The organism is Carboxylicivirga mesophila (assembly GCF_018271975.1).
Lineage (GTDB): Bacteria > Bacteroidota > Bacteroidia > Bacteroidales > Marinilabiliaceae > Carboxylicivirga > Carboxylicivirga mesophila.
This window is the reverse complement of record NZ_JAGUCN010000001.1, coordinates 385,605-411,431: the sequence shown is the minus strand read 5'-3', so window position 1 is coordinate 411,431 and position 25,827 is coordinate 385,605. Positions and strand designations below refer to the sequence as shown.

Below are 25,827 nucleotides of genomic sequence, written 5' to 3'. Positions count from 1 at the left end.
CAGATTTATAAAAGAGTATACAATTAGATAGCATTAACTTAACACAGTATTATCTCTCAGCTTTTACTTTAGAGCGACAAAATATTAAGGTAAGAACTGATGAACAGAAATCTGCACTTGCGCTATTGTAAAACATGCCTGCACCACAAAAAGGATATGAAAAGCGGTATCCTGTGCCGCTTAACAAATGAGCTACCTTCATTTGAGGTGGAATGCAACACTTATCATGAGGACCAGTTTTTAAAAGAGAAATACAACCTGGAAGAGGTTGGCAAATGCCTGACATATCATCAGGCTAATTAACTGAAGCGCATTGTCAATGGATTGATTGACGGCATAATAGCCATTTTACTTTTCTTTCTAACCATCAACATCATTGACCTCAACCAAAGTAATCTGTTCCTTCAGCCTTCCCAGAATCTCGTGCTTCAGTTTAGTACCGGCATGGTAAGTGTCATCCTGTATTTTGCCATAATAGAGGCCACCACAGGACGCACCATTGGCAAAATTATCACCCACACCAAAGTCGTCAATACCTGCGGCCGAAAGCCCTCTTTCAAAAGCATTATCATGCGTTCATTATTGCGCGTTATCCCCCTGGACGTTTTATCGTTTCTGATTGCCCATACGGATGGCTGGCACGACCGCTGGAGCAAAACCACGGTAATAACCACATAGTATCAGGAAGCTTTACCAGCCATCCCAATGCACATTATCCTCATTCCATTTGTTCTTGGGCATTTCCTCTCCTGTTGGATACCCAACTGCAATCACGTTTAGCGGCACAACGTTATCAGGTGCATTGAGTACTGTTTTAACGACCTGCTCACGTTCCTCGATAGGATGAACGCCTGTCCACACAGCGCCTAAGCCCATGCTTTCGGCTGCCAGCAGAATATTCTGTGATGCCGCTGAACAATCCTGTATCCAATAGGCCTGCGCGATGCCCTCCAGCGCCTTATCCATATCTCCACACACCACAATTGCAGCTGTAGCCTGCTTTAGCATTTGTGCATAGGGCAATACTTCAGCCAGACTATCGAGCACGCTTCGCTCACTGATGGCAATAAAAGCCCAGGGCCTTTTATCGACAGCTGTTGGGGCAGCCATTCCTGCTTTAACCAACTCTGTCAGTTGATCTTTACTCACCTGCCGGTTGGTATAATGCCTTACACTTTTGCGATTATAAATACTAGCCAAAGTTGAATTGGTATATTGTATTGGTTGATAGCTAGGTGCCATATCATCTATAAATAACTTATAAACATCCCAGGGCTTGGCCAAGCGCTGTCCAAAACCATAGTAATATTCTCCCCCGTATATAACCGGATTAATGCGTTCGATATCAACATTATCATCCTCATCAAGATACTGTTCATCAACCTTTGTATCAATAATTTTACCAATAAACTGGATGTGAGAACCCAGCTCAAACATGTCGGTTACTTCACACTCTATAACGATTGGAAACTCTTGAATATAGGGAGCATTCACATAATCACCCTTTACTGGGGTCAGGTTTAGTACTTTAAACTTATCTACATCGTAGCCCGAAATATTACCGGCATAATCCATGTGTGCCACATTTTGGGCCGATGGCACATTGACCGTAAACGATTTGGTAGCCATTATATTTTCGTAGCTTTTGCGGTTGGGACGAATCGATACGCCTATGCTCATTGGTGTAGAGCTAACAATACCAGCCCAGGCAGCCGTCATAATATTGGCTTTTCCATCGGCACTATAGGAGCCTATCACCAGAGCCGGCTTCGGATGAATATGTCCCTTTACACCGAGTGATTTCTTTTCGGATGCGATTGTATCGCCAGTCATTAGGGGCACCTCAGTAAATACAGGCTGCTCGGCTGTCTCAGACGATTGGTTGGTGCTCAACTGATACACCAATACAACTATAACTAGAGCCAGCAAAACATTTAATAAGTGGGCTTTATTATTCATGGTATCTATTTTTTACGATTTGACTTTAAAGAAGGAATGCTATCGAGCAAACAACCGGTTGGACACAGCTGGCACCACGGACGGTTAAAAACAAGCGATAGAAGAATGATAAGAATGCTGGCCCCAAGCATCAGCTGAGTGGCCACCTTGTATGAGAAGGCCATAAATGGCTCAAGATAGGCCAGTGGCAAAGAGAAACCCAGTATCAGTGCCACCCATATAAAGCTCAGGTAAACCGTACGCAAGGTTAGGGTCGATATCCTCAGTTGCAGCTTGCGTTTTTTAAAAGGTGAATACTTTGAAACCAGCATTTGCATAGCGCCCATGGGGCACAAATAATTGCAGTAATATTTTTTATGCCCCGCAATGCTGAGGGCTATGGCAATTATCAGAATAAGAATGAGCTCCCAGTTACTTTGCCAGGGAAGGCCTTTGGTTAGCAAGTTGTTCAAAAGTTCAAGCGACAGCATTTTTTTAAGCCAAAACCCCATGACCAACACCACACCAATCAGATAGTAGGCATACAGCTTTCGAAACCTCTTTCTCAGCAGCATGCTCAATGAAAGAAAGAGCAACGCAGCCATCAGAATCAGTTGGATAGCCCTTATCACTGAAAAACTTCCCGAACGATGCTCCGTCTGCAGATAATTGCCGGCAGTAGCCTCAAAAGTGCGGATAATCGCCGCACTGCTTTTGGTAGCGCCCGATACTGCATCCACTTCGGTGCTGAGAAGCAAGGTATCCATCGGTAATGCATTCCAGGTTTCCAGCAGTTTTTCATCATTAACATGGTCCATGAATTCTGCCGTTTCATTATTGGCCAGCAATTCGGTTGCAATAATCTTGTTAGCATTATCCATGGCAATTAGTAAAGGCACTGCCCCGGCATAGCCCTGATAGCTTGCATCTAACTGCTCAGAGATAAGTACAAAGCCCAGGCGCTTATTGCTTCCATCAAATATAGCCAGACTTCTATCAGATTGTTGCTCAAAGCTATGTGCTTCGGGATAAACACGTTGAATATCAACAATTGAAAAAACAGGTTCATCTGCATCTTTAAGCCAATCGAAAGAAGCACCGCCACGGATGGCTACAGCTAATAGAATGAGAAAGATAACAAGATAGTTATAGAGACTATTTGTGCGTTTTGTGTGAGTCATGAAACATTCATTTTGTCAGCGCACAAAAATAGCGTTGCAGTATCTTACAAACAACATTGATACTGTTAAGAGGATGTGAAAAGATGAACTTCCGGCAGCTTCAATACATACATATACCTATGCAAGTAGCACTTTGCCAACCAGCATTTTTGAAAAAAACGGTGTGGTAGATACAACAAGAGGCTGCCCACTGAACAACCTCTTGTTAATCGTATTTTCAAAACTTATTATTTACTCATCGACGGTGGTAACTGAGTTGTTCCCCATTGGTCATTTGGCTCAAGTCCCATCACTAAATTAAGTTCGCCCCCATTTACTAACTCTTCATGGGTAAACCATGAGCGTGATAGCTCCTGACCATTTAGAGTAGCACTTTGGATGTAAATATTTTCAGGCGAGTTATTTTGCGTGGTAATCACAAATATTTTGCCATTTGCCAACGAAATAGTGGCCTCATCAAATAAAGGTGTACCCAATATGTAGTTACCATCGGCCGGGTTAACCGGGTAAAAACCCATGGAGCTTAGCACGTACCAGGCCGACATTTGTCCGCAGTCTTCATTACCACATAAGCCATCAACCTCAGTAGTGTACATTGTGCGCATAATCTCATTGGCACGTTCAGCAGTCTTCCAAGGCATACCAACATAATTGTATGCATAGGCCACATGATGACTTGGCTCATTTCCATGTGCATACTGTCCTATTAACCCGCTAATATCGGGCGAAGCATGCGCTCCCTTCACATCCTCTTCTATTGTAAATAGCGAGTCCAGCTTAGTCACAAAGTTGTCGGCGCCTCCATGTAGCTTCACCAGGCCACCAATATCGTGCGGCGCAAACCACGAATACTGCCAGGCATTACCTTCGACATATTCATCATCACGATGTGACGAATACAATGGATCAAACTCTTTCTTCCATTGGCCATTGGCCAGTTTTCCACGCATAAATCCGGTGGATGCATCAAAATGGTTTTTGTAAAAGCCGGCTCGTTCAATAAATGTCTGATATACTTCTTCATTACCTAGCGACTTGGCCATTTGTGCAATGCACCAGTCATCGTAGGCATATTCCAATGCTTTTGATACCGATTCATTCTCCAAATCAGCCGGCAGGTAGCCATATTCTCGATAATGCTTTAGACCACTCTTATCGGTCATAGCACTGGCCACCATTGCTTCCAGCAATTCATTGCCATCAATATCAGTTATTAAACCTTTCTGCCAGGCATCGGCAATAACCGGTATGGCGTGGTAGCCAATCATGCAATTGGTTTCGTTACCCACCAACTCCCAAACAGGTAGCAAACCACTTTCGCGATAGATGGCCATAAAAGAGTGAATAAAATCGTGCACCAAATCTTCCTGTACTATGGTAAATAAAGGGTGACTCGCCCGGAAAGTATCCCACAGCGAGAACACTGTATAACGTTCGAAACCTTCAGCCTTATTAACCTCGCCGTTAAGCCCCTTGTACTCGCCGTTATAATCCGAATGCACATAAGGCGCAATCATACTATGGTAGAAAGCGGTGTAGAAAATAGTTTTTACATCTTCTTCCGGTGTTTTTACTTTAATTTTTTGCAACTCTTTCTCCCAACTATCCGATGCAATTTGGCGCTGCTTCTCAAAATCCCAGTCAGCTACTTCCATCTCGATGCTTTTGCGTGCACCATCAATACTGGCCGATGAAAGTCCAACTTTTAGCTTCACATCACCTGCCACAGACTCATCAAACTGAAGAACAGCCTTCACATCCTGGCCTGTTAATTCATCGAGCTGTTGTAACTCGCCTCCTTTAACCACCTGAAAATCCTTAACGGCTTGATTGGTTTCAATCACAAAAAACAGCCATTGCTCGTTGGCCCAGCCCGATGACTTACGATAGCCCACAAAACGTGTATCCGTTTCCTTTTTGATGTAGGTATCAACCGGGCGATCCCAGTTAATGGCATGCCCCAGGTCAATAATCACTGAGCGCGCATCGCCTTCGGTAAATTTATACTTGTGAAAACCAACTCTGCGTGATGTTGTTAATTCAGCCTTAATGCCTTTGTTAATTAAATCTACCATATAATAGCCAGGCTGTGCTATCTCTCTATCGTGCTGATAGCTGGCTTTATAGTGCTGCAGAAAATTCTTGCCGCCGGCCGTGGTATCTGACTTCACTACCTGGTTAGTAGGCAGTATAATTAAGTCGGCTAAATCACCTATACCTGTTCCACTTAAACACATATGGGCAAAACCAACCATCTCGGTTGAAGTAGTGTGGTAACCTGAAACCCAGTCCCAGCCACTTACACCATTAACCGGACTAAGTTGAACCATACCAAATGGAGTAGTAGCACCCGGAAATACGTGACCATGTGCCCCTGTTCCTATAAACGGATCTACATAATCCGTTAATCTAGGCTCTTTTTCTGCAGGCTGACAAGCATACAAAAAAGCGACTGCTATTAACGCGAATAAAATATTTGCCTTCATGTTTAGTCTATATTAATAATTACTATTTGCAACCAAACAGAAGTTGAAGTTTGAAAAGGGTACAGATTACTGCACCCCTTTTATGCATTTACTGCTCTACCTGCTCAAGCTCTTTCCACACAACAGCGCTTGCACCCAACACAGCAATTTTGGCACCATCCAGTTCCGATGGCAACAACTGCACTTTATTGCTGTACAGGAAGCACATATTCTCTTCCATGTGCTTTTTGGTTGGCTTAAATATATAATCGCCAGCCTGTGCTAAACCACCAAACAGGAATACTGCTTCGGGACTTGAGAATGCCACAAAATCGGCAATGGCACGTCCCAGCATTTCACCGGTTCTTTCGAATGCTTCCAATGCCAGCTCATCACCTTTAACAGCAGCGTCATATACCATTTTTGAGGTAAACTGCCCTGATGGCACTTTTCGCAATTCACTTGGAATCTTTGTGCTGGCATTCAATTCTGATACAGTACGACAAATACCCGTAGCAGATGCATAAGTCTCGAGGCACCCATTGCGTCCACAACCACACTCGCGACCATTACGCTCTGTAATCACATGTCCAAGTTCACCGGCAAATCCATCATGCCCCAGCACTAGTTCGTTGTTGATAACAATACCACTACCAACACCAGTTCCCAGCGTTAACATGATAAAGTTGTTCATTCCTTTGGCTCCGCCATACATCATTTCGCCAACGGCAGCCGAATTGGCATCATTGGTTAATACGATAGCCGGATAGTCATAGTACTGACGCAATAATTCGACAAATGGTACCACATCACCCCATCCCAGGTTTGATGCGCCCACAATTTCACCGGTGTAGTAGTTGCTGCTTGGTGCACCAACACCAATTCCCATTACTTCAACTTCTTCGTCAAGTTCAAAAACAGTCTCATTGATTTTGGCACTAAGCACATCCAGGTAGTTCTTAACATCGGTATTAGTTAAAGTAGGTGTTGAGGCTTCCGCCAGCAGGTTTCCCGCTCGGTCGACCACTCCAATTACAGTATTGGTTCCCCCAATGTCAATACCAATAGCTACTTCTTTCTTCATCGCTAAAAGAATTTTAAAATTTAATTAAACACTTGTTGTTTTTTGGTTGATGGGTAAATAATGGCAAAACACTATTGCCCGCATAAAGATAAAATTTAATCACCATCCAACTAACAAGTCAATGAATTAAACCTGAATCAATTCCAGACTGTTATTAAAGCACTTAACTTATAACGCTGTCAAATGTATTGAATTATAAAGGAGGATAACCTTCGCAGAAGAAGCAAAACGGATGAATTGATAGCGTTTCGCCTTAATTTGAACAAAAGACCACCAAGGACCATCGCCCATAGTGCTAAAACATCTTATTGCCGAAGAGTCCTTTCTGCCGCCCTTGTCTTTTTCCAAAATAATAGGTGATATCAAAAAATGGCAGGATAGCCATACTATTGGTATCAACATAGTTAGCAAATGAAAGAGCATAACCAATAGTAAACGACAAACTAGGAATAATTAACGTTTGTAATTCGGCCTGGTGCTCCAGTGCTCCATTCCCCGAAAAATTACCTCTGAAATACTTAAAACCACCACCAAGCATCAGCATGGGCGTCATTTGCCAGTCGGCCCTTAATTTTAGATAAGCAGAATATCCTGAGCCTGTTAGTGCCGGACTTCTGTTAGCCAGAAAGTGCCCTTTCATTTCACTTAAATCAGAATCACCGAATGGAACGCCAAAATCAACTCCAAGACCTCCAGTCAGAATAATGTATGGCTTATCCCTTCCACAGCGCGTATCGCTCATAATAAAACGCGAAACCATTAACTCATTTTTCATAGAAAGAATAAATGGTATCTGGCTGGCATTATCTACAACCGAGCTGTAATTTTTGTTATTAAACCAATGTAAGCCGGGCGTTGCTGAATACAAACCATGCTTACTGGCTACATACCAGGTGTCGTTTCGCCATCGTTTCTTGAGGTACACATTGGGCATCCAGTAGTTGAGCAAGAGCACAGACGAAAGCTCAAGGCCTGGCTTTAAACCATAGCGTGAAGCATTAACCAGACTAATATTCGCGGTGCCATCGTATATCGTATTCGCGGTTTCGCCATGCCACAATAAATCATCACGACTGTCATTTTGCCTGGCTCCCATCGGTTGCTTCGGATTAAAAGCATTTGTATCATCCTTGTCATAGGCTTCCTGTTGCCGCTTTTTAATTTCTCGTTTGGATGTTCCTTTCTTACCCTTAAAACGCTTGTTGCTTTGCGACCAGGCATTGGTAACCGTCAAACACAAGAGGATGATCGATACTATTTGTAATGACTTCAACATTGAACAGTTAAGTTTTTCCTATCGCTAAGAAAACCGTTTTTGACAAATTAACACACATAAATAGATGACGGGCAATATATTATTGACGAACAGCTCTTCTTGAAGGAGTATTCTGTTTAAAAATCGGAAACTTAAGAAACTTTTAACACTACTTAAGTTTCCTAAGAGTAAAAAGTTTATACTTTTGCATCATGGAAGAAAAACGCCTGGAAATAATTGAAAGTTCATTAAAGCTTTTTTGCCAGTACGGCATCAAGAGCATTAGCATGGATGACATTGCCCGGGAACTGGGCATGTCGAAGAAAACCCTGTATCAACATATCGACGATAAAAACAAGCTGGTGGAAGAAGCCTTGCAACTGGCCAATATGAAAGACATTGAGGTAATGGCTGTTTTTAAGCGTCCAGATTTAAATGCCATCGAGCAATTCTTTGAATTTAAGAAGTTAATGGAACCACACATTGGACAGTATCAGCCTACCATATTGTTTGACTTAAAAAAATATTACCCTGCACTCTTATACGATTTTAAAGAGAAACAGAAAGAATTTATAATGGAGGCTTACATCGCCAATATTAAAAAAGGCAAACAGGAAGGGCTGTATCACGAAGATATAATTGACTCCATCATTGCCCGCCTGCTATTGGCTCATCACCTATTTACATTTGATGACACCAATGGACTGTTCACGGTTAATGAACTGCGCGAAATGGAACTATTTAGCGAAGTATTTAAATACCACTTCAGAGGTGTTTGTACCGAAAAGGGCATGCAGGAAGTCGACAAGCTATTTTGTGAAAAAAACTACGAAAACAAATAAACACACAACTATGAGTAAAAACTTAATCACAGCACTGCTTCTATTCATTTTTGGATTAGCACCGCTGGCCGCTCAGTCATCTGGCGATTCGCTGACATTTTCGCTGCAGCAGGCAATGGACTATGCCTCCGAAAATGCTTTTCAGAGCAAAAGTGCCACGTATGATATAGAAGCTGCCGAAAAAAGAGTATGGGAGTATATAGCCATCGGTCTCCCGCAGGTAAATGCCGAAGGACAGGTGACGAATAATTTATCCATACAGGAGAATGTTATTACCATGACGCCTGATGATGGTTCGGAGCCTATACGCCTTAAAACTCAGTTTGGCCAGCAATATAACTGGAATGCAACAGGTAATGTAAGTCAGCTAATATTTGATGGTTCATACCTTCTGGGCATTAAAGCCAGTAGAATTTATGTGGACATTAGTGAGAAGAACAAAACCAAAACACAGATTGATGTGCGCCAATCGGTGGCCGAAGCTTATTATGTTGCCTTAGTGGCGCGCAAAAATCTAGAAACCTTTAAAAAGAACCTCGAAGTTAACCAGCAAACACTGAAAGAGACAGAGGCCTATTTTAACAACGGTTTCCGCGAGATGACCGATGTAGACCAGTTAAAGCTGATGGTAAACAACTCGCGCAATCTTGTACTTGATGCTGAGCGACAGCTGACTATTGCAGAGGCAGTACTTAAGTATTCCATGGGTTTAAGCATTGAGCAACCGATAAAGTTATCAGATGATATTGATTTCTTGCTAACGCCTGTGGAGGCATACTCTCCTCAATCCAATGGTTTTGATGTTAAAACACATATCGACTATTCAATTTTGGAAACACAGGAAGATGCACAAAAAACCATTATTAAAAATGAGCAAGTGCAGTATCTGCCGAAGATAAATGCGTTTTATAACATCAGTTATATTGAATTTGGTGATGAATTCAGTAACATGGAGAACACCAACTCACAAATGCTTGGCTTATCACTTAGCATGCCTATTTTCACATCAGGTATGCGCCATGCTAAAGTGAAGCAGGAGAAAATAAACTACCTGAAGTTGCAAAACGACATGCGCCAGATGGAAGAAGGACTTAAGCAGCAACTGATGGTGGCCGAGTCGAATTTTAAAAATGCAAAAGCGACTTATCTTAACGATAAAGAAGGAGAAGCCATAGCCTTTAGAATTTATGACCGCACGCGCATAAAATTCACCAAAGGATTGGCTTCCAGCACAGAATTATCGCAGAACGAAGGTCAATTTATTCAATCGCAAATAAACTATATTCAATCAACGCTCAACCTACTGGATACACACATTAAATACCAAAAAGCCATTAACCAACTATAGCCATGGTAACTAACATTAACACCCAACTAAACACGAACATCATGAAAAAGTTATTAATACTACCACTTATCGCTCTTATGGTAGCTTGCTCGGCCAAACAAGGCGATGATGACAGACAAGTTAAAGAAGAGCAACTTAACCAATATAAAAAGGAGCTTAGCGAACTTAAGAAGAACATTGCCAAGCTGGAGAAAGAATTAGCGGCTGATAAAAAAGAAGGAGCAGTTAATGTAGTGGCCACGCCAGTTAAACCACGATTATACGAACATTTTGTAGATGTAACCGGTAAGGTTGAAGCTGATAAGAACATTATTGTTAGTCCCGAAGCTGCCGGTAAAATTGTTTCTATTGAGGTGAAAGAAGGCGACCGGGTGAAGAAAGGTACCGTATTGGCACGACTAAATACAGAGATGACCCAACGCTCACTGGCACAAATCGATATTAACCTGAAGCTCGCTACCACCACCTTTGAACGACAAGCCGACTTATGGCAGCAAAACATTGGCTCGGAAATGGAATATCTTCAGGCAAAATCAAACAAAGAAGCCCTGGAACAGCAGAAAGAGGCGCTGGAAGCACAATTGGACCTGGCCATTGTAAGAGCGCCTATCAATGGTGTGGTTGACGAGGTCATTCAAAAAGAAGGTGAAATGGCTGGCCCGCAACTACCTTTTGCACGACTGGTAAACATCGAGCAGATATACATTACTGCTGATGTATCGGAGATATACCTGCAACAAGTGCATGCAGGCGATAAAGTTAATCTGGAGTTTCCGGTCATCAACAAAACGACTGAAGCTAAAATTTTCCGCTCATCATCAGTTATTGACCCGGGTAGTCGTACGTTTCGCGTGCGTATCAACATGAATAATCAGTCCAATGACATTAAGCCAAATATGCTGGCGGTGTTAAAGCTCAGAACCTTTGCTGCAGAAGATGCCATTATCGTACCATCGATTTTGGTAAAGAAAGACTTTAGCGGTGAATTTGTTTTTGTTGCTGAAGAAGTAGACGGACAGATGCGTGCTAAAAAACGCTACATCGAAACCGGCATTAAAGACAATAACAACACATTAGTTGTAAAAGGCATTGAGCCCGGCGATAAAATCATCACAAAAGGCTATGCCCAGGTGGTTGACGGCTCTGCAATCTCAATTTAACCTGGCCTAAATCTGATGACAAATGCAAACAGAAAATACGAAGTATAAAGAAAAAGTGTCGACTCGAAAGTTTAAACCAACTTTCATGGCACTTGACAATAAAAATACCATCTACATCCTCACCCTGTTTTTGATTGTGGCCGGATGGATGGGTTACCAATCGATGCAAAGGGAGCAATTCCCCGAGATTGTGATTCCTTACATCTCGGTGAGCACGCCCCACCCGGGCAACAGCCCCTTGGACATCGAAAACCTGATTACCCGCCCTTTGGAAAAAGAACTGAAGGACCTGAATGGTGTTAAGAAGATGTCATCCAACTCATTTCAGGACATGAGCCTGATCATTGTGGAGTTTGAAGCAGATGTATCGGTTGAACAGGCTAAACTGGATGTAAAAGATAAGGTGGATAAGGCTTTAAGCGAACTGCCCGATGATTTGATGGACGACCCGATTGTGGACGACATCGATTTCTCAGAATTTCCAGTGCTTAACATCAACCTGTCGGGCGACTACAGTATCTACGAGCTAAAGAAGTTTGCCGAAGGTCTGCAGGACGAATTTGAAACACTGCGCGAAGTGAGGGAAGCTGATATCCGTGGAGTTGATGAGCGTGAAATTAAAATTCATGCCGATCCTCATCGCATGGCGGCCTACGATCTGACATTTGACGACATTGAATTTGCCATCATCACCGAGAACTTCACTGTAGGTGCCGGAGAGGTGAAAGTAGATGGTACACGCCGTTCAATACGTGTGCAGGCCGACTACAAAAACATGGATGAGATTCGCAACACCATTGTAAAGGAAATTGATGGGCGTGCTGTTTACATTAAAGATGTGGCAGAGGTGATTGATGGTTTTGAAGAACAGAGCACCATCTCACGCCTGGATCATAAATCGGTAGTTACGCTCTCCATCGTTAAAAAGAGTGGCCAGAACCTGCTCGACGCAACCGATAAAATTCTGGGCATCATCAAGCAAAAGCAGGAAAGTGAGACCTTACCAGTTGATTTGACTGTTACCGTTACCGATGACCAGTCGGTATTTGTGCGCGACCAAATCACCAACCTGGAGAACAGTATTTTACTGGGAATGATCTTCGTGATGATTGTACTGTATATGTTCCTGGGGTTACGCAACGCCATCTTCTCAGGGCTGGCCATTCCTATGTCCATGATTATTTCCATGATGGTGCTGAAGCAAATAGGCTATACAATTAACACCATGGTTCTGTTTAGCTTGGTGCTGGCACTGGGTATGCTGGTTGATAATGCCATTGTAGTCATTGAAAATGTCTACCGGATGATGGAGCACGGCGTGAAACCAGAAAAAGCTGTTAAGAATGGTACCAGTGAAATTGCCATTCCAATTATCTCATCAACAGCCACCACCCTTGCTGCCTTTTTCCCCTTGGTATTTTGGCCTGGCATAGTGGGTAAATTCATGAGTTACCTGCCCATCACATTAATTATAGTATTGGCATCATCATTATTCGTAGCCTTGGTAATTAACCCGGTATTTGCCTCGCAGTTTATGAAACTGGAGGATATCAGGGAGCAAAAGAGCTTTAAGAAGTACTTCATTGTAACAGGTGGCTTGGCTGCTTTGGGCGTTATCTTTTACTTGGCTGGCAGCATCCTGTGGGGTAATATATTTATTCTGCCATTGCTAATTACGACACTCAATAAATATGTACTTAAACCTTCTGCCATCTGGTTTCAGTACACCTTTCTGCCCATGCTGGAGAATATGTACGAAGGCACCTTGCGTAAAGCGCTCGGCCGCAGCACCAGCAAATGGCTATTAGCCGGCTCATTAGGGCTCTTTCTGTTCTCTTTATTCTTTTTCGGCATGATGCAACCCAACGTTTATTTCTTCCCCGAAAATGAACCAAGGACTATTTATGTCACCATGGAACTGCCGCTGGGTACAGATATTGAAGTAACAGATGTAGTAACGAAGAATGCCGAAGATATTTTGTACAGCACACTGGAACCCTACATGGACATTGTCAAGTCAGTGGGCGTAAGTGTTGGAACAGGTAAAGGTGGCTTATTCGAGTCGGGTCGTTCGCCCAACAAGTCATTAACAACCATCACTTTTCTTGATTACCAATATCGCCAGGGACACAGCACACGCGACATCATGTCGAAGCTGTCGAATGCCTTTGATGGCTTTGTGGGTGCCAAAATATTCATCGAGAAAGAGGAAAACGGACCGCCTGTTGGTAAGCCTATCAACATTGAGGTGGCAGGTGATGATTACGATAAGCTGATTGCTGTGACAGAGGATATCAAACGTGTTATTAAGGAAGATCATATCTCGGGTATCGAAAATCTGGAAATGGACCTTAACACCAATAAACCTGAGATGCAGCTTTTTATCGACAGAGATAAAGTACGCCGCATGGGACTATCAACTCAGGCCGTGGCCATGGCTCTCCGCACCTCATTATATGGTAAAGAAATCAGCAAGTACAAAGATGGTGAGGATGAATACGACATCATGTTGCGCCTGCAGGATAAGTACCGCTATGATGTTTCTACCTTAATGAACCAAAAGATGAAGGTAGACAAAAATGGCGTTATCAGTCTGATCCCAATCTCTGCGGTAGCCAGCTATGAATACGCATCAACCTACGAGAAGATTATCCGCATAGACAACACACGTGTTATCACACTGAGTTCAAACGTAGTGGAAGGCTATAATGCCAATACAATCAATGCACGTATCAAGCAGGTTCTGTCGGACTACCAGATGCCGCCCAACTACACCTGGAAAATGACGGGAGAACAGGAAAGCCAGCAAGAAACTTCTGACTTCCTGGTGGGTGCACTACTATTTGCGCTCGCACTAATTGCAATGATATTGATAACGCAGTTTAACTCGGGTGCAAAACCGCTGATCATTATCGGAACCGTTGGACTTAGTACCATTGGTGTGTTTATGGGATTAGGCACTTTCCAAATGGACTTCATCATCCTGATGACTGGTGTTGGTATTGTGTCGCTGGCGGGTATTGTGGTGAATAATGGCATCGTATTAATCGACTATATTGACCTGGTGCGTGGCCAAATGAAAGATCAGAAAGGATTAGGTGAGCATGGGCGACTATCTCGTCAGGATGAGATTGACAGCATTGTGCGTGCCGGTAAAACCCGTCTTCGTCCGGTGTTATTAACGGCCATTACAACGATTCTTGGTCTGATACCAATGGCTGTTGGCCTAAACTTTGACTTCTTCAGCTTATTCGCCGAGTTAGACCCAAAAATATACTTTGGAGGTGACAATGCCGACTTCTGGGCGCCAATGGCCTGGACGGTTATCTTTGGGCTAAGTACCTCAACAGTTTTAACACTCATTATGGCACCTGTTATGTATAACCTGGCTGTCAGAATCCGCAATCGCTTCTCGCGCAAGGGCGAAGGAGAGCTCTATGAGAAAATTGATGCGATAAAATAAAAATACAATCATTCTTTTAATAAACGGCCCTTTCACAAGGGCCGTTTTCGTTATGCTTCATCAACGCTAATTGAGTCATCACCTACACGACACCCAAAAGTATTTTTCCTATCTTAAAGCAAATTTTGAATCGATGGAAAAACAAGAGGCATTAATTAATTGGTTTAAGGAGAATACCGAAGGTTACCTGCTTTTTTCTGGCGGATTTGACAGCAGTGCAGTGTTGGGGGCCGCCATGAAAGCCAATACAAACATACAACCCATATGGGTTAACAATGGCTTTAACCGGGCCCAAGCCGATGACATGATCATACAGGCACGTAACCTGGGAGCTGAAGATCTGAAGATTATTGAAGTAACACCGGGTGAAACGGTTGTTGCCAACCCTGAGCGTCGTTGTTATCATTGCAAGAGTCATATTCTATCTTTGGTGCCAAAAGATGGACGCCCCATTTTTGATGGAACAACAGCGAGTGACCTGGGAAACTACCGCCCTGGCAAAAAAGCTTTGGACGAATACCATGTCAAGTCGCCACTTGCCGAACTCGGCATCAGCTCCTGGGAAACCAAAGAAATAGCTCTGGCCTTGGGTGCCGATCCATTATTTGCTGAACATGAAAGCTGCCTGGCCACACGCATCAATTATAATGAACTTTTAACAAGTGAACGCATCAAGGCTATTTATGAAGTAGAAAATTATATCATTGATAAAACGGGTGATTTCCATGTGCGCTGCCGAATAGACGATAGCGACCATATGCGCATAGAGCTGACAAAGCCTGAAAGTTATGCATTAATCACAGATGAGAAAGTGCGTGAAGAACTATTTGAAATTGGTGGCAAAGTATGCCTGTTTGTAACTATTGATGTTAAACGCTCCCGCCCCAATGAATACGATAAACGGATAAAAAAATGCGATACCGAAGACTGAGTATGGTCTAAGGCAGACAGAACGAGTGAGCACTTACGCAACACAGTGAATCAATTCAACAAATATTGCAAATCAACAACAGCCAATGACTTTCGACGAACTCTTTGATCAAATACAGCAAGGCAAGATAAGTAAAGAAGAAGCCCAACGCCATTTTTCGCTTGACTGGATGGAAACAGCCAGCCGTTACATTCTGGATGTTAACCGGGGCATGCGCACCAACATACCCGAAATTATTTATGGCGAGTATAAGACACTTGAACAAACTATTGAACTGGCTACTAAGCTACTTGAAGAGCATCCGCGAGTAGTAGTTTCGCGCAGTCCGTTTTACAAAGAGTTGAATGAGCATTTTAAAAACGACTTTCCTGTGCTATGGTCGGTTAATGCAACAGTAATTGGTGAAATGCCTGCCACCAAAGGAAAGGTTCTGGTTATCAGTGCCGGTTCGGCCGATCACCCGGTCACCTATGAGTGTGAAGTAATACTCAAAGCCGTTGGCGTAGAACCCCTGGTGTTTGAAGACCGTGGTATTGCGCACCCAACACGCGTGTTAGAAGCCATCAAGCAGGGCATAGAACAGGATGTGGCAGCTGTAATTGTGGTGGCCGGCATGGAAGGTGCACTGGCACCCTTCGTATCCTCACTGGTGCCATTGCCTGTAATAGGTGTTCCAACTTCGGTAGGCTACGGTTTCAGGGCCAAAGAGGCAGCTTTGACCAGCATGCTGGCCAGTTGTGCTCCTAATCTTACGGTAGTGAACATTGATGGTGGCCTTCGAGCAGCTGTGGTGGCTGCATTAATTGCGAAGAACAGGCAATAACAAGCCATGAATGGTTAAAACAGCAATATTACTGATTAATAAAAGGTCACTACTTGCTATCGTGACCTTGCTACCATACTTTTCAAAAGTGCTAACTGGCTCTCCAGCTGCCCTTTCAACTTCATATCTTTTTCGGTGAGTACCGCTACCGCTAAATCTTCGATAGCATCGGTACGCTCCAGTTCAACAATGGCTATAGCTGCAGTCAATCGTACCTCTGGTGACTCATCACGCAACAAACCAATTACCTTTTTCTTAGCCGACCAGGATGACAACAATACCAACTGATTTATTGCCTCGATCTTCTGCTCTGGCGTGCCCCACAACATTTCAAAATACCGTGCCTGCTGTTGCAATCGCTCTTTTGTATATAGAATCTCCTGCTCATATATATCCGGACGAACCACTTGTTTGTTATACGATATAAACGGCTGCCTAAGCGCCCATCGAACCATACGTGGGATCATCCAGCGCATGCCAGGGGTATTTTCCGGATGGCCTACAAAGGTAACAACACGTCCTTCCCCTGCTTCGGTAGCGGTAATAAAAGGACGATTATTCGTCATATTTGCAGGAGTGCCTTCAACAGTATGCACATTACTCAGCATGGTTGATAAAGATTGAGCTTTAAACAACGGTTCTTCAGGCAGAGTGAGTACCGGACCTTCATAATATTGCGAATACCACACATCCCTCCCACCTAGTTCAGGAAATATCTTTTTACCTTCTTCAGTAAGTGAAAACTTTACCAGTCCATGTCCCCGGTGATCATGTTCAATATCGATAGCCTGCATGCCACTTAAATCAAGAGAGGGATAACCATCGGTTTGTGACAGCACATAGGAACCCGCACAAATGCCCAACACGCCCATGCCCTGTTCTGTTACCAGTTCTTTAACACGCTGCATTCCTAACTGACCAAGTTTTATTGTTTGAGCTTTGCCTGAGCCGCCGGGAAACAGAATCAAATCAAAATTCAATATCTCATCACTCATAATGGTGGCTGCCCCTATTATCTCCGGCTGTATCAGTGAATCTATCCGCAGTGCTTCGTAAGCATCTGTAATACAACCGGGACTATCACCATTGGTGTCGAATATACCAACACGGATCTTATTCTGGTGCGGTATTGTATCTGTATCCCTCGTCTGGGTGCAGGCTCCCAAACCTAATAAAACGATTAGAAAGCAGTAGTAGAGATCTCTCATAGGAAGGTACTTTAAATTATCATGATTTAAAGTACGACGTTTATCAATTGTAAAACAATGAGATTTATTAGCATGGCTCTGCTTATCCTTTAAGCCTAGTCAACTGTTGGTATAACATAAATTTTAGGCGTACAAATGTACAATAAGAGGGTAAACACATTCTCTTGTTAAGCTGCTAATCCCCAATATAAGGCTAGTAATCAAAGCTTTGTTACCATCCATCTAAAAACAGGTGCGTTTGAGCAAATTAGATAATACCTTTATTTTGCATCCAAAGCTATGATTATGAAGAATTTTGCACTCCTTTCACTTTTTGTGTTGTGCGCTCTATGGGCGGATGCACAAGAACCGGCCAGCTATGTTAATCCATTTATCGGTACCACAAATTATGGCGCCACATACCCTGGTGCGGTAATGCCACATGGCATGGTTTCGGTGGTTCCCTTTAATGTGACACCGCATAAAGGCAATGAATATTCCAATACCGACAGCTGGTGCAGTAATCCATATGTATACAACAATGAATGGATGACCGGCTTTACACACGTCAATTTAAGTGGTGTTGGCTGCCCCGATCTGGGAAGTATTATAGTGATGCCCACCACTGGCGAACTAAATGTAGATGTCAACGAATATGGCACTACTATATCGAACGAAAAAGCCAGACCTGGCTATTACTCTACAAAGCTTAATCGCTATAATATTTTAGCTGAAGTAACAGCCACGATGCGTTCCGGGATCAGCCGATTCACATTCCCTGAAGGCAAAGCAAATATTCTGATTGATTTAGGACACGGCCTCACAAATGAATCAGGGGCACATATTAAACGTGTTTCGGATAATGAAATTGAGGGCTACAAGCTGATGGGTACTTTCTGCTACAGCCCCCAATCAGTAATGCCTGTATACTTTGTTGTACGCATTAAACGTGACAACATGCAAAGTGGCTATTGGAAATTTCAGGACAAATTACCTGGTGCCCGACATAACTGGAGTTCCACCAGCAATACCTACAAGTTATATAAGCGATACAATAAAGAATTATCTGGTGAGAAGATAGGCACTTACTTTTCGTTTGATGCTACAGAGGGCGAACAGGTTGAAGTACAGGTTGGCGTTAGTTATGTAAGTATTGAAAACGCACGAGAAAATCTGGATGCCGAACAAACCAACCTTTCCTTTGAACAAATTAAAAAGCAAGCCTACGTCACCTGGAACGATGAGCTAAAAGTTATTGAAGTTGAAGGAGGTACTTACGATGATAAAGTCAAATTCTACTCAGCTCTCTATCATTTGCTATTACACCCTAATATTCTGCAGGATGTTAACGGGCAATATCCGGCCATGGAGTCAGATGCCATTTTAAGTCTTGATAACCAGGATAGATATACTGTCTTTTCGTTGTGGGATACCTACCGGACCGTACACCCGCTGATATCACTGCTATACCCGGAGAAGCAACTGGATATGGTGCGCACCATGGTTGATATGTACAAAGAAAGTGGCTGGCTTCCCAAATGGGAAATTTATGGCAGAGAAGCTCATGTGATGGAAGGTGATCCTGCATTAATCGTTATTGCAGATACCTATCGCCGTGGCCTTACCGACTTTGATGTTGAAACCGCCTATGAAGCAATGCTCAAGCATGCCAATACGGTTGATGACCACTTCCTGCGTCATGATAATGATTTTTACCTGGAACATCATTACATACCATTTCTGAAAGACTATGATAATTCGGTTTCGCAGGCCCTTGAATTATATGTGGCCGACTATAACCTGGCTATGATGGCCAACGAAATGGGTGATAAAGCCACCTATAAAAAAGCCATGCAACGCTCATTGGGCTACCGTAATTATTTCGACAAAGAGTTTAAGCTGTTGCGCCCGGTAACAGAAGAAGGCAAATTCATGGAAGGCTTTGATCCTGTTCAGGGCGAGAATTTTGAACCGGTCCATGGTTTCCATGAAGGTACATCGTGGCAGTATTCCTTTGCTGTACCTCATGATGTAAAAGGATTAATGCGCTTAATGGGTGGAAAAAATAAATTTGTTCAACAGCTAAACAAATGCTTTAAGGACAGCCTGTTTGACATGAGCAACGAGCCAGATATGGGCTACCCATACCTGTTCAACTATGCGAGTGGTGATGAATGGCGAACCCAGAAACAAGTGCACGATTGCATCAATCGCTACTATAAGAATTCGCCGGATGGATTACCTGGCAACGACGACACGGGCACACTTTCAGCCTGGTTAATTTATAGTATGATGGGTATATATCCGGTTTGTCCGGGCGATATGAACTACACTCTATCAAGTCCGGTATTTGATAAAGTAACCATCCATTTGAATAAGGAGATTTACCAAAAAGAGAAGATTATTATTGAAGCTGATCGCAAATCAGTCAATGATATCTATATAAAAGGTATTGAAATAAATGGTAGTCCTTATAACCGCTATTTCATAAGTCATAAAGACCTAATAGAACTGGGACATATAAAGTATAAACTTGGTGCTGCACCAAAACAATAACATTAACGATGAACCTACGAATCCTGATAATACTGTGTATCATTACTGTTGGAGGATTCCTGTATTTTTGTTCAGAAGAAGACAGGGAACTGCAAGTGATGAGCTTTAACGTACGCTATGACAATCCTGCCGATGGCATCAATGCGTGGTCTAACCGCAAGGATATGGTCTATCGTTTCATCAATGAGCAACAACCTGACATTATCGGATTCCAGGAAGCACTTAAAAACCAAATGGATGATCTTCAGGGCAACCTGGAGAGCTACAGCCATGTTGGTGTGGGACGTAACGATGGCAAGGAAAGTGGTGAGTTTGTGCCTGTATTTTACCTTAAGGATAAATATGAGCTACTGGCTTCATCACACTTCTGGCTGTCAGAGACACCCGAAATACCAGGCAGCCGTAGCTGGGGTGCTGCGTTGCCCCGCATTGTAACCTGGGTGCAGCTTAAAGAGCGACAAAATGGCTACATTTTTTATGTATTTAATACACATTTCAGTCATGTGAGTGCTTATGCCCGTAACGAAAGTGCCATATTACTGGTGAATAAGATCAAAACCATAGCTGGAGAAGCACCCGTGGTATTAACAGGTGATTTTAATGCGCAACCCGATGAGCGCATGTACAATACCCTTACTGAAAACTGGGCGGGTTACCACCAGTTATGGGACAGCCGAACGCTCCCAATTAAAGAAACAGTCGAAAGCCAGCAAACCTTTAATGGTTTTAATCCTGAAACCCCGGAGATAGTAATTGACCACATTTTCATTAATGGTTTTTTTAATGTACAGACATTTAACACCCATCAGGTAACTGACAACAAAGTGTTTATATCCGATCATTATCCTATTACAGCCAGACTCTCTTTCAGAATGAATAAAAGAGAAGTGCAGAGTGAAGGAAAAAAGTTGATGCAAAATGCACAAATGCCCATTATTGAATATGAGCAGCTTTGTTTTTTTGATTCAACCATCATCAATATTAAACCTCAAGGTCAGAATGCAACCATCTTTTACACCCTTGAAGATGAACAACCGGACAGTTCCTGTACCCAATACCAGAAACCCATAACCCTTAAAAGCAGCGGAACAATCAAAGCACGTGCGTTTGCAAAAGATATGTATCCATCGCATGTTGCCACGCAAACACTCATTAAGCGCAAGCCTAATGATGCACGGCTGATTGAGGTGATACCAGAAGCCGATGAGAAATACTACTCACCTAACTACCAGTCATTATTTGACAATAAACAAGGCAATCCTATTAAGCTGGATGATGGTTCGTGGTGCGGATTCAATGGCACCGATACTGATTTCTTATACGACTTTAAAAAGAAAGTCCATCTGGAGGAAGTATATGTTTCTTGCCTTTCACAGCCATCACAGTGGATTGTCAACCCTTCAAAGATTGAAATCAGAACATCAAATGATGGCATTAATTACCAGGTAGTAGCCAGCAAAGTACTTCCAACATCTTTCAATGAGTCGGAAACCGAGCATATGGTGGTTCACTTGCCTTTTACTGCCAAGGCTAGTTATGTAAAAGTATCAGTGTATAATGGAGGCATACTCCCTGACACACATAGTGGCAGAGGCAATCCTTCCTGGACCTTTATTGATGAACTGGTGGTTCAGTAATGATTATTCAGCAGTTAGCTTTACCATGTAACCATTGTGCTTGCGAATGTTTAAAACACGGTCCTGATCCAACAGCAGGTACTGCCCTTTTATACCTTTAAGAATGCCACTGATTGAATCTTCTTTATCAATTGAAAGTGATTGCGGCTTGAGCGGAAATGCCTGGACCGGATAACTGAGTTCCCACACAGGCTCTTCGCTTACCACATATTGCTTTAATTCAGCTGGCAGAAGTCCGATGGCTTTCTCTTTCTCTGCAAGAATATCAATAGCATGAGCCTGCTCATTTTTCAACATGCTTCGCCAGTTGGTTTTATCAGCAAAGTAATCCTTTAAGAAAACCTCCATTACACCTGCAATATGCCGATTGGGTACTTTGGCAACAATAACAGCTTTCCACGCTCCCTGATCAATCCAGCGAGTAGGTATCTGGGTTTCTCGCGTAATACCAACTTTAATACCCGAAGCAACCGCCAGGTACACATAGTGCGGAATTAAACAATGCGATTGGGCAAATGCCATATCGCGTGCTTCCCCCAGGTGAGCGCGGCACGTTTCCGGCTTGAGTACACACTCTTCTGTTTCCGGCGCGGTCTGGAAGCAATTATAACAGAATCCCTGTGAGAACGACTTTGAGGTTTTTTTACCACAGGCTATACAGTTAATCTGGTGCTGATAATCCAGGGTAATTGATTTGCCAATTAACTGGTTCATGCTTATTAACTCATCATTAAGTTTTAATTGGTAGGCTACCTCCCCATTAACCAAACTGGTTTTCATCTTTAATAAATTACCCTGTGCTTCCATTCCTATCGTTTCTTCCTGTTAATCGTTATTTCTGTAAATCTTCGCTTTTTGCATTAACTATTTTATAAAGCTTGTCGGAACGTCTTACTTTTTGCTCAACAACCATACTAAAACGCTCGCCCTTGACTGTTTCATCTACCTCTTTCAGGTCCACCCTCAATTCGGGCACAGTCATCTGAATCACGCCCGTTGTTGGACCAGTAATCAGTATCTCATCCCCCACTTTGAGCGATTGTGTTTCCATCAGAAATTCGGCCACCTTTAGTTTTGGGAAGTAGTTCATGCCCTTACCAATGTATATCTTCTTTTTGGTTGCTCTGGAACCGTAATTATGGCTCCATTCGCCCAGTTTCTGCCCGAGGTAATAACCATCCCAGAAACCTCGGTTAAACACCTCAGAAAGGCGCTCATCCCAATCCTTGATCCTAGTGTCATCAAAAGAGCCGTCTAATACAGCTTCTATGGCCTCATTATAACATTCACAAACGGTTTTTACATATTCAGCTGAACGAGCTCTTCCTTCAATTTTGAAAACGCGCACACCTGCATCCATCATCTTGTTCAGAAAGTGAATCGTCTTCAAATCCTTTGGCGACATGATGTAGTCGTTTTCCAACTCCATCTGCTTACCCGATTCCTTCTCTGTCACTGTGTAACCCCGGCGACATGGTTGCAAGCAACCACCGCGATTAGCCGAAGCATTTAACTGGTGGAGACTAATGTAACATTTACCTGATGTAGCCATACACAAAGCACCATGTGCAAACATCTCAATCTGAATCAATTCGCCTTTAGGGCCTCTTATATCTTCAGCAATAATGGCCTCGTGAATGGCTTTAACCTGATTCATATTAAGTTCGCGTGCCAACACCACCACATCGGCAAAATTGCTGTAGAACTTAAGCGTTTCAACGTTGGAAATATTAACCTGAGTTGAAATATGCACCTCAACACCTTTGTTATGCGCATAATTAATAGCTGCCTGATCGGATGCAATCACAGCTGTTACCCCTACCTCTTTTGCCACATCAATAATCTCACGCATGGTATCCAGCTCTTCATTAAAGATAACCACATTAACCGTCAGGTAGGTTCGTATGCCGTTCTCTTTGGCAATCTTCACAATCTCACGCAAATCGTCATTCGAAAAATTATTGGATGAACGTGAACGCATATTCAACTGCTCAATACCAAAATACACCGAATCGGCACCTCCCTGTATAGCAGCTCTCAATGACTCATAAGAGCCAACGGGCGCCATAATCTCAAAATTTTCTCTCGTCAATTGCTGTCCACTCATCTTATCTGTTTTTCGAATCATTATATAATACTTGCAGGTAAGCCTTAGCCTTCAAACTATCCAGTGCAGTTTGCTTGCCTTCCATTACAATAAATTTCTTCAGGTTATTGCTAAAGGCCTGGTACTTTCCTTCTTCAACCAATCCCATGCCATTGGATGGCATCACAAAAAAAGCAAAGGACTGGCTGGTTTCATCCAATATGTTTTTACTAAATCTCATATCATCAGCCTGAATATTCAACTGGCTTAATAGTGTTTTGGCCATGTCAGTTTGCGATCCTATTTTATTAACCGTTGTATCACTAACCGCCAAAGCACCCCCAGTCCAAAGCATAGGTATGTGAAAAAAATCTTGCTGCTCCATGCTTAGTTTTTCCGGACCGGGCACCCCATGATCAGCGATAAGAACAAATAAAGTGTTATCCCAAAGGCCCCTCTGCTTCACTTCATTCATAAATTCACCCAGGCACTGATCAGTATAGGCAATTGAGTTATGATAGTCGTTTTTATACTTTCGCTCCATAGGAACAATAAATGGCTCGTGACTGCTCAAGGTAAAAAAGAATTTAAAATAAGGTTCTTGTGAAGATAACATTTCGTCTAATAAACGGTCGAAAACATACTCATCATGCACACCCCATTTCTTCCCCTGAAACTCATCGGGAAACTCATCGATAGAAATAACTTCTTCGAAACCGGCCTGCTTCACAAACGAATTCATGTTTTTAAACTTAATATCACCTCCGTACAGGTAAGATAATTCCTGATAGCCGGCCTGCTTTAATTTATCGGGTAAATAGGGCAGTGAATTTGTTTTTTCGGGGAAGCGAATGATTGAGTAAGAAGGCAGTACCTGATAACCCGCCATGGCAGCCACCAAGCCTTTATCGGAGCGGTTAGCTGCTGCATAAATATCGGTAAATAACACCCCTTGCGATACCAGCTCGTTAAAATGCGGTGCAACTGGCTGTCCATCTAAAGCCTCAATCACATGTGCCGCAAAACTTTCGAGCAAAATCACAACCACATTAGGCCTGTCACTTTTCAATAATCGGGGGAATTGGCCTGACTCCTCCATCATTTGCTTGAAAATAGCATCAGCCTCCTCATCGGGCATATAATGATAAGTAATCTTGGTTGCATCCATACGCTTCATTGAGTAAGCCAGGTTCCAGAGTGGATTAATAGCTGTTTGGTTGGCAAAACGATGTGACGAAAAGTAGGCAACACCTGTATTAATTGGTGCAACCCCCAAACTGCCTCTAATGGGCAGAATAAGTAAAGCTCCTGTAAACAATACTATCAGCAGGCTTACCGCAAAATATTTAATTTGAAAAGGCCTATTGTTTTTTTGCTTATTGTCGCCCTTCACCAGGCGCTGGTAGACAACTATAAAACCGGCAATAACAATTATACACACTAACAGAAACAGCACTGTTTCGTACCATTTGAGTGAAGCCATCACAATATCTGGTGTCTTCAAAAAACCAATGGCCTCCAAATCAATATGTCGACCCCAATAGGAAAACAGATTAATATCGGATAGCAGGAAAATAGAAACAACAGCTATTAAAAGGTAGGAAATATAGTCAATCACTCGCAGCCAGAACCTACCTGTAAAGAGTAAAGCCAGGATCTGCGACACAACAGCCAATCCTACCAGATAGCCGGTAAAAGAGCTATCAAGCCTTAGCCCAACCACAAAAGCCTGCAGAATACTGCCAATTGTGGCTTCGTGCGCATAGCTTAAATTAAATAAGACAAATAAAGATCGCAGAACTGTAAAAAGCACCATCCAGAATGCAAACAGTCGTAGTACTTTATAAATATATTGCTTAATCATCTTCGCT

General features: G+C 42.8%; 18 protein-coding genes and 1 pseudogene. 10 read left to right on the top strand and 9 right to left on the bottom strand.

Annotated features, from left to right (window positions below):
• Window positions 1-99 precede the first annotated feature (99 nt).
• Both KEM09_RS01715 and KEM09_RS22110 read left to right on the top strand, forming a co-directional pair.
• Window positions 100-303, top strand: coding sequence for a hypothetical protein (locus KEM09_RS01715; protein ID WP_212224464.1), 204 nt, complete (start codon window positions 100-102; stop codon window positions 301-303).
• 21 nt (window positions 304-324) lie between these two features.
• A pseudogene (locus KEM09_RS22110) lies at window positions 325-564 on the top strand (RDD family protein); the annotation flags it as partial.
• 126 nt (window positions 565-690) lie between these two features.
• On the opposite strand, the gene KEM09_RS01705 reads toward KEM09_RS22110, so the two are convergent.
• From KEM09_RS01705 to KEM09_RS01685, 5 genes are all read right to left on the bottom strand, one after another.
• A complete protein-coding gene (locus KEM09_RS01705; protein WP_212224452.1) occupies window positions 691-1,959 on the bottom strand; it encodes a flavin reductase in 1,269 nt (422 codons plus the stop codon).
• Window positions 1,960-1,964: 5 nt separating this feature from the next.
• A complete protein-coding gene (locus tag KEM09_RS01700) occupies window positions 1,965-3,119 on the bottom strand; it encodes an FMN-binding protein (protein WP_212224450.1) in 1,155 nt (384 codons plus the stop codon).
• Between the two features lie 227 nt (window positions 3,120-3,346).
• Window positions 3,347-5,605: a GH92 family glycosyl hydrolase gene (locus KEM09_RS01695; protein WP_212224448.1), complete on the bottom strand. Its 2,259-nt coding sequence runs from the start codon at window positions 5,603-5,605 to the stop codon at window positions 3,347-3,349.
• A gap of 88 nt (window positions 5,606-5,693) precedes the next feature.
• Complete coding sequence (locus KEM09_RS01690) at window positions 5,694-6,668, bottom strand: ROK family protein (RefSeq protein WP_212224446.1); 975 nt, start codon at window positions 6,666-6,668, stop codon at window positions 5,694-5,696.
• A gap of 295 nt (window positions 6,669-6,963) precedes the next feature.
• Window positions 6,964-7,944, bottom strand: a complete 981-nt coding sequence (locus tag KEM09_RS01685; RefSeq protein ID WP_212224444.1) for a hypothetical protein — start codon at window positions 7,942-7,944, stop codon at window positions 6,964-6,966.
• A 191-nt stretch (window positions 7,945-8,135) separates the two neighbouring features.
• On the opposite strand from KEM09_RS01685, the gene KEM09_RS01680 reads away from it, so the two are divergent.
• The 6 genes from KEM09_RS01680 (at window position 8,136) to larB (ending at window position 16,490) form a co-directional block, all read left to right on the top strand.
• Window positions 8,136-8,765, top strand: coding sequence for a TetR/AcrR family transcriptional regulator (locus KEM09_RS01680; protein WP_212224442.1), 630 nt, complete (start codon window positions 8,136-8,138; stop codon window positions 8,763-8,765).
• 10 nt (window positions 8,766-8,775) lie between these two features.
• The gene (locus tag KEM09_RS01675; RefSeq protein ID WP_212224439.1) at window positions 8,776-10,113 is read left to right on the top strand and encodes a TolC family protein; all 1,338 of its coding nucleotides are present in this window, start codon (window positions 8,776-8,778) and stop codon (window positions 10,111-10,113) included.
• Window positions 10,114-10,154: 41 nt separating this feature from the next.
• Window positions 10,155-11,273, top strand: a complete 1,119-nt coding sequence (locus KEM09_RS01670) for an efflux RND transporter periplasmic adaptor subunit (protein ID WP_244824753.1) — start codon at window positions 10,155-10,157, stop codon at window positions 11,271-11,273.
• 22 nt (window positions 11,274-11,295) lie between these two features.
• A complete protein-coding gene (locus KEM09_RS01665) occupies window positions 11,296-14,736 on the top strand; it encodes an efflux RND transporter permease subunit (protein ID WP_212224429.1) in 3,441 nt (1,146 codons plus the stop codon).
• 133 nt (window positions 14,737-14,869) lie between these two features.
• Window positions 14,870-15,667, top strand: a complete 798-nt coding sequence (locus KEM09_RS01660; protein WP_212224427.1) for an adenine nucleotide alpha-hydrolase family protein — start codon at window positions 14,870-14,872, stop codon at window positions 15,665-15,667.
• Between the two features lie 85 nt (window positions 15,668-15,752).
• Window positions 15,753-16,490 (top strand): nickel pincer cofactor biosynthesis protein LarB, encoded by a 738-nt coding sequence (gene larB / locus KEM09_RS01655; protein WP_212224419.1) that lies wholly within the window; start codon window positions 15,753-15,755, stop codon window positions 16,488-16,490.
• Window positions 16,491-16,546: 56 nt separating this feature from the next.
• On the opposite strand, the gene KEM09_RS01650 is transcribed toward larB, so the two are convergent.
• Entirely contained in the window at window positions 16,547-17,698 is a 1,152-nt protein-coding gene (locus KEM09_RS01650) for a hypothetical protein (RefSeq protein ID WP_212224411.1), read from the bottom strand.
• A 285-nt stretch (window positions 17,699-17,983) separates the two neighbouring features.
• Here KEM09_RS01650 and KEM09_RS01645 point away from each other — a divergent pair, with 285 nt between their 5' ends.
• Complete coding sequence (locus KEM09_RS01645) at window positions 17,984-20,233, top strand: GH92 family glycosyl hydrolase (RefSeq protein WP_244824751.1); 2,250 nt, start codon at window positions 17,984-17,986, stop codon at window positions 20,231-20,233.
• An 8-nt stretch (window positions 20,234-20,241) separates the two neighbouring features.
• A complete protein-coding gene (locus KEM09_RS01640) occupies window positions 20,242-21,870 on the top strand; it encodes an endonuclease/exonuclease/phosphatase family protein (protein WP_212224400.1) in 1,629 nt (542 codons plus the stop codon).
• Between the two features lie 3 nt (window positions 21,871-21,873).
• Here KEM09_RS01640 and KEM09_RS01635 read toward each other — a convergent pair whose 3' ends face one another.
• Genes KEM09_RS01635 through KEM09_RS01625 form a run of 3 tightly spaced genes read right to left on the bottom strand, consistent with a single transcriptional unit; the run spans window position 21,874 to window position 25,820 of the window.
• Window positions 21,874-22,650, bottom strand: a complete 777-nt coding sequence (locus tag KEM09_RS01635) for a DUF2797 domain-containing protein (RefSeq protein ID WP_244824748.1) — start codon at window positions 22,648-22,650, stop codon at window positions 21,874-21,876.
• A gap of 52 nt (window positions 22,651-22,702) precedes the next feature.
• A complete protein-coding gene (locus tag KEM09_RS01630; protein WP_244824746.1) occupies window positions 22,703-23,998 on the bottom strand; it encodes a peptidase U32 family protein in 1,296 nt (431 codons plus the stop codon).
• Window positions 23,979-25,820: an LTA synthase family protein gene (locus KEM09_RS01625; RefSeq protein WP_244824744.1), complete on the bottom strand. Its 1,842-nt coding sequence runs from the start codon at window positions 25,818-25,820 to the stop codon at window positions 23,979-23,981. The genes KEM09_RS01630 and KEM09_RS01625 overlap by 20 nt, the downstream gene beginning before the upstream one ends.
• Between the last annotated feature and the right edge of the window lie 7 nt (window positions 25,821-25,827).

Coding starts and splice junctions, on each gene's coding strand:
- KEM09_RS01695 (WP_212224448.1), bottom strand. CDS start 5,605: ATGAAGGCAAATATTTTATTCGCGTTAATAGCAGTCGCTTTTTTGTAT.
- KEM09_RS01670 (WP_244824753.1), top strand. CDS start 10,155: ATGAAAAAGTTATTAATACTACCACTTATCGCTCTTATGGTAGCTTGC.
- KEM09_RS01675 (WP_212224439.1), top strand. CDS start 8,776: ATGAGTAAAAACTTAATCACAGCACTGCTTCTATTCATTTTTGGATTA.
- KEM09_RS01680 (WP_212224442.1), top strand. CDS start 8,136: ATGGAAGAAAAACGCCTGGAAATAATTGAAAGTTCATTAAAGCTTTTT.
- KEM09_RS01625 (WP_244824744.1), bottom strand. CDS start 25,820: ATGATTAAGCAATATATTTATAAAGTACTACGACTGTTTGCATTCTGG.
- KEM09_RS01650 (WP_212224411.1), bottom strand. CDS start 17,698: ATGAGAGATCTCTACTACTGCTTTCTAATCGTTTTATTAGGTTTGGGA.
- KEM09_RS01660 (WP_212224427.1), top strand. CDS start 14,870: ATGGAAAAACAAGAGGCATTAATTAATTGGTTTAAGGAGAATACCGAA.
- KEM09_RS01665 (WP_212224429.1), top strand. CDS start 11,296: ATGCAAACAGAAAATACGAAGTATAAAGAAAAAGTGTCGACTCGAAAG.
- KEM09_RS01630 (WP_244824746.1), bottom strand. CDS start 23,998: ATGATTCGAAAAACAGATAAGATGAGTGGACAGCAATTGACGAGAGAA.
- KEM09_RS01690 (WP_212224446.1), bottom strand. CDS start 6,668: ATGAAGAAAGAAGTAGCTATTGGTATTGACATTGGGGGAACCAATACT.
- KEM09_RS01715 (WP_212224464.1), top strand. CDS start 100: ATGAACAGAAATCTGCACTTGCGCTATTGTAAAACATGCCTGCACCAC.
- KEM09_RS01685 (WP_212224444.1), bottom strand. CDS start 7,944: ATGTTGAAGTCATTACAAATAGTATCGATCATCCTCTTGTGTTTGACG.
- larB (WP_212224419.1), top strand. CDS start 15,753: ATGACTTTCGACGAACTCTTTGATCAAATACAGCAAGGCAAGATAAGT.
- KEM09_RS01705 (WP_212224452.1), bottom strand. CDS start 1,959: ATGAATAATAAAGCCCACTTATTAAATGTTTTGCTGGCTCTAGTTATA.
- KEM09_RS01700 (WP_212224450.1), bottom strand. CDS start 3,119: ATGACTCACACAAAACGCACAAATAGTCTCTATAACTATCTTGTTATC.
- KEM09_RS01635 (WP_244824748.1), bottom strand. CDS start 22,650: ATGAAAACCAGTTTGGTTAATGGGGAGGTAGCCTACCAATTAAAACTT.
- KEM09_RS01640 (WP_212224400.1), top strand. CDS start 20,242: ATGAACCTACGAATCCTGATAATACTGTGTATCATTACTGTTGGAGGA.
- KEM09_RS01645 (WP_244824751.1), top strand. CDS start 17,984: ATGAAGAATTTTGCACTCCTTTCACTTTTTGTGTTGTGCGCTCTATGG.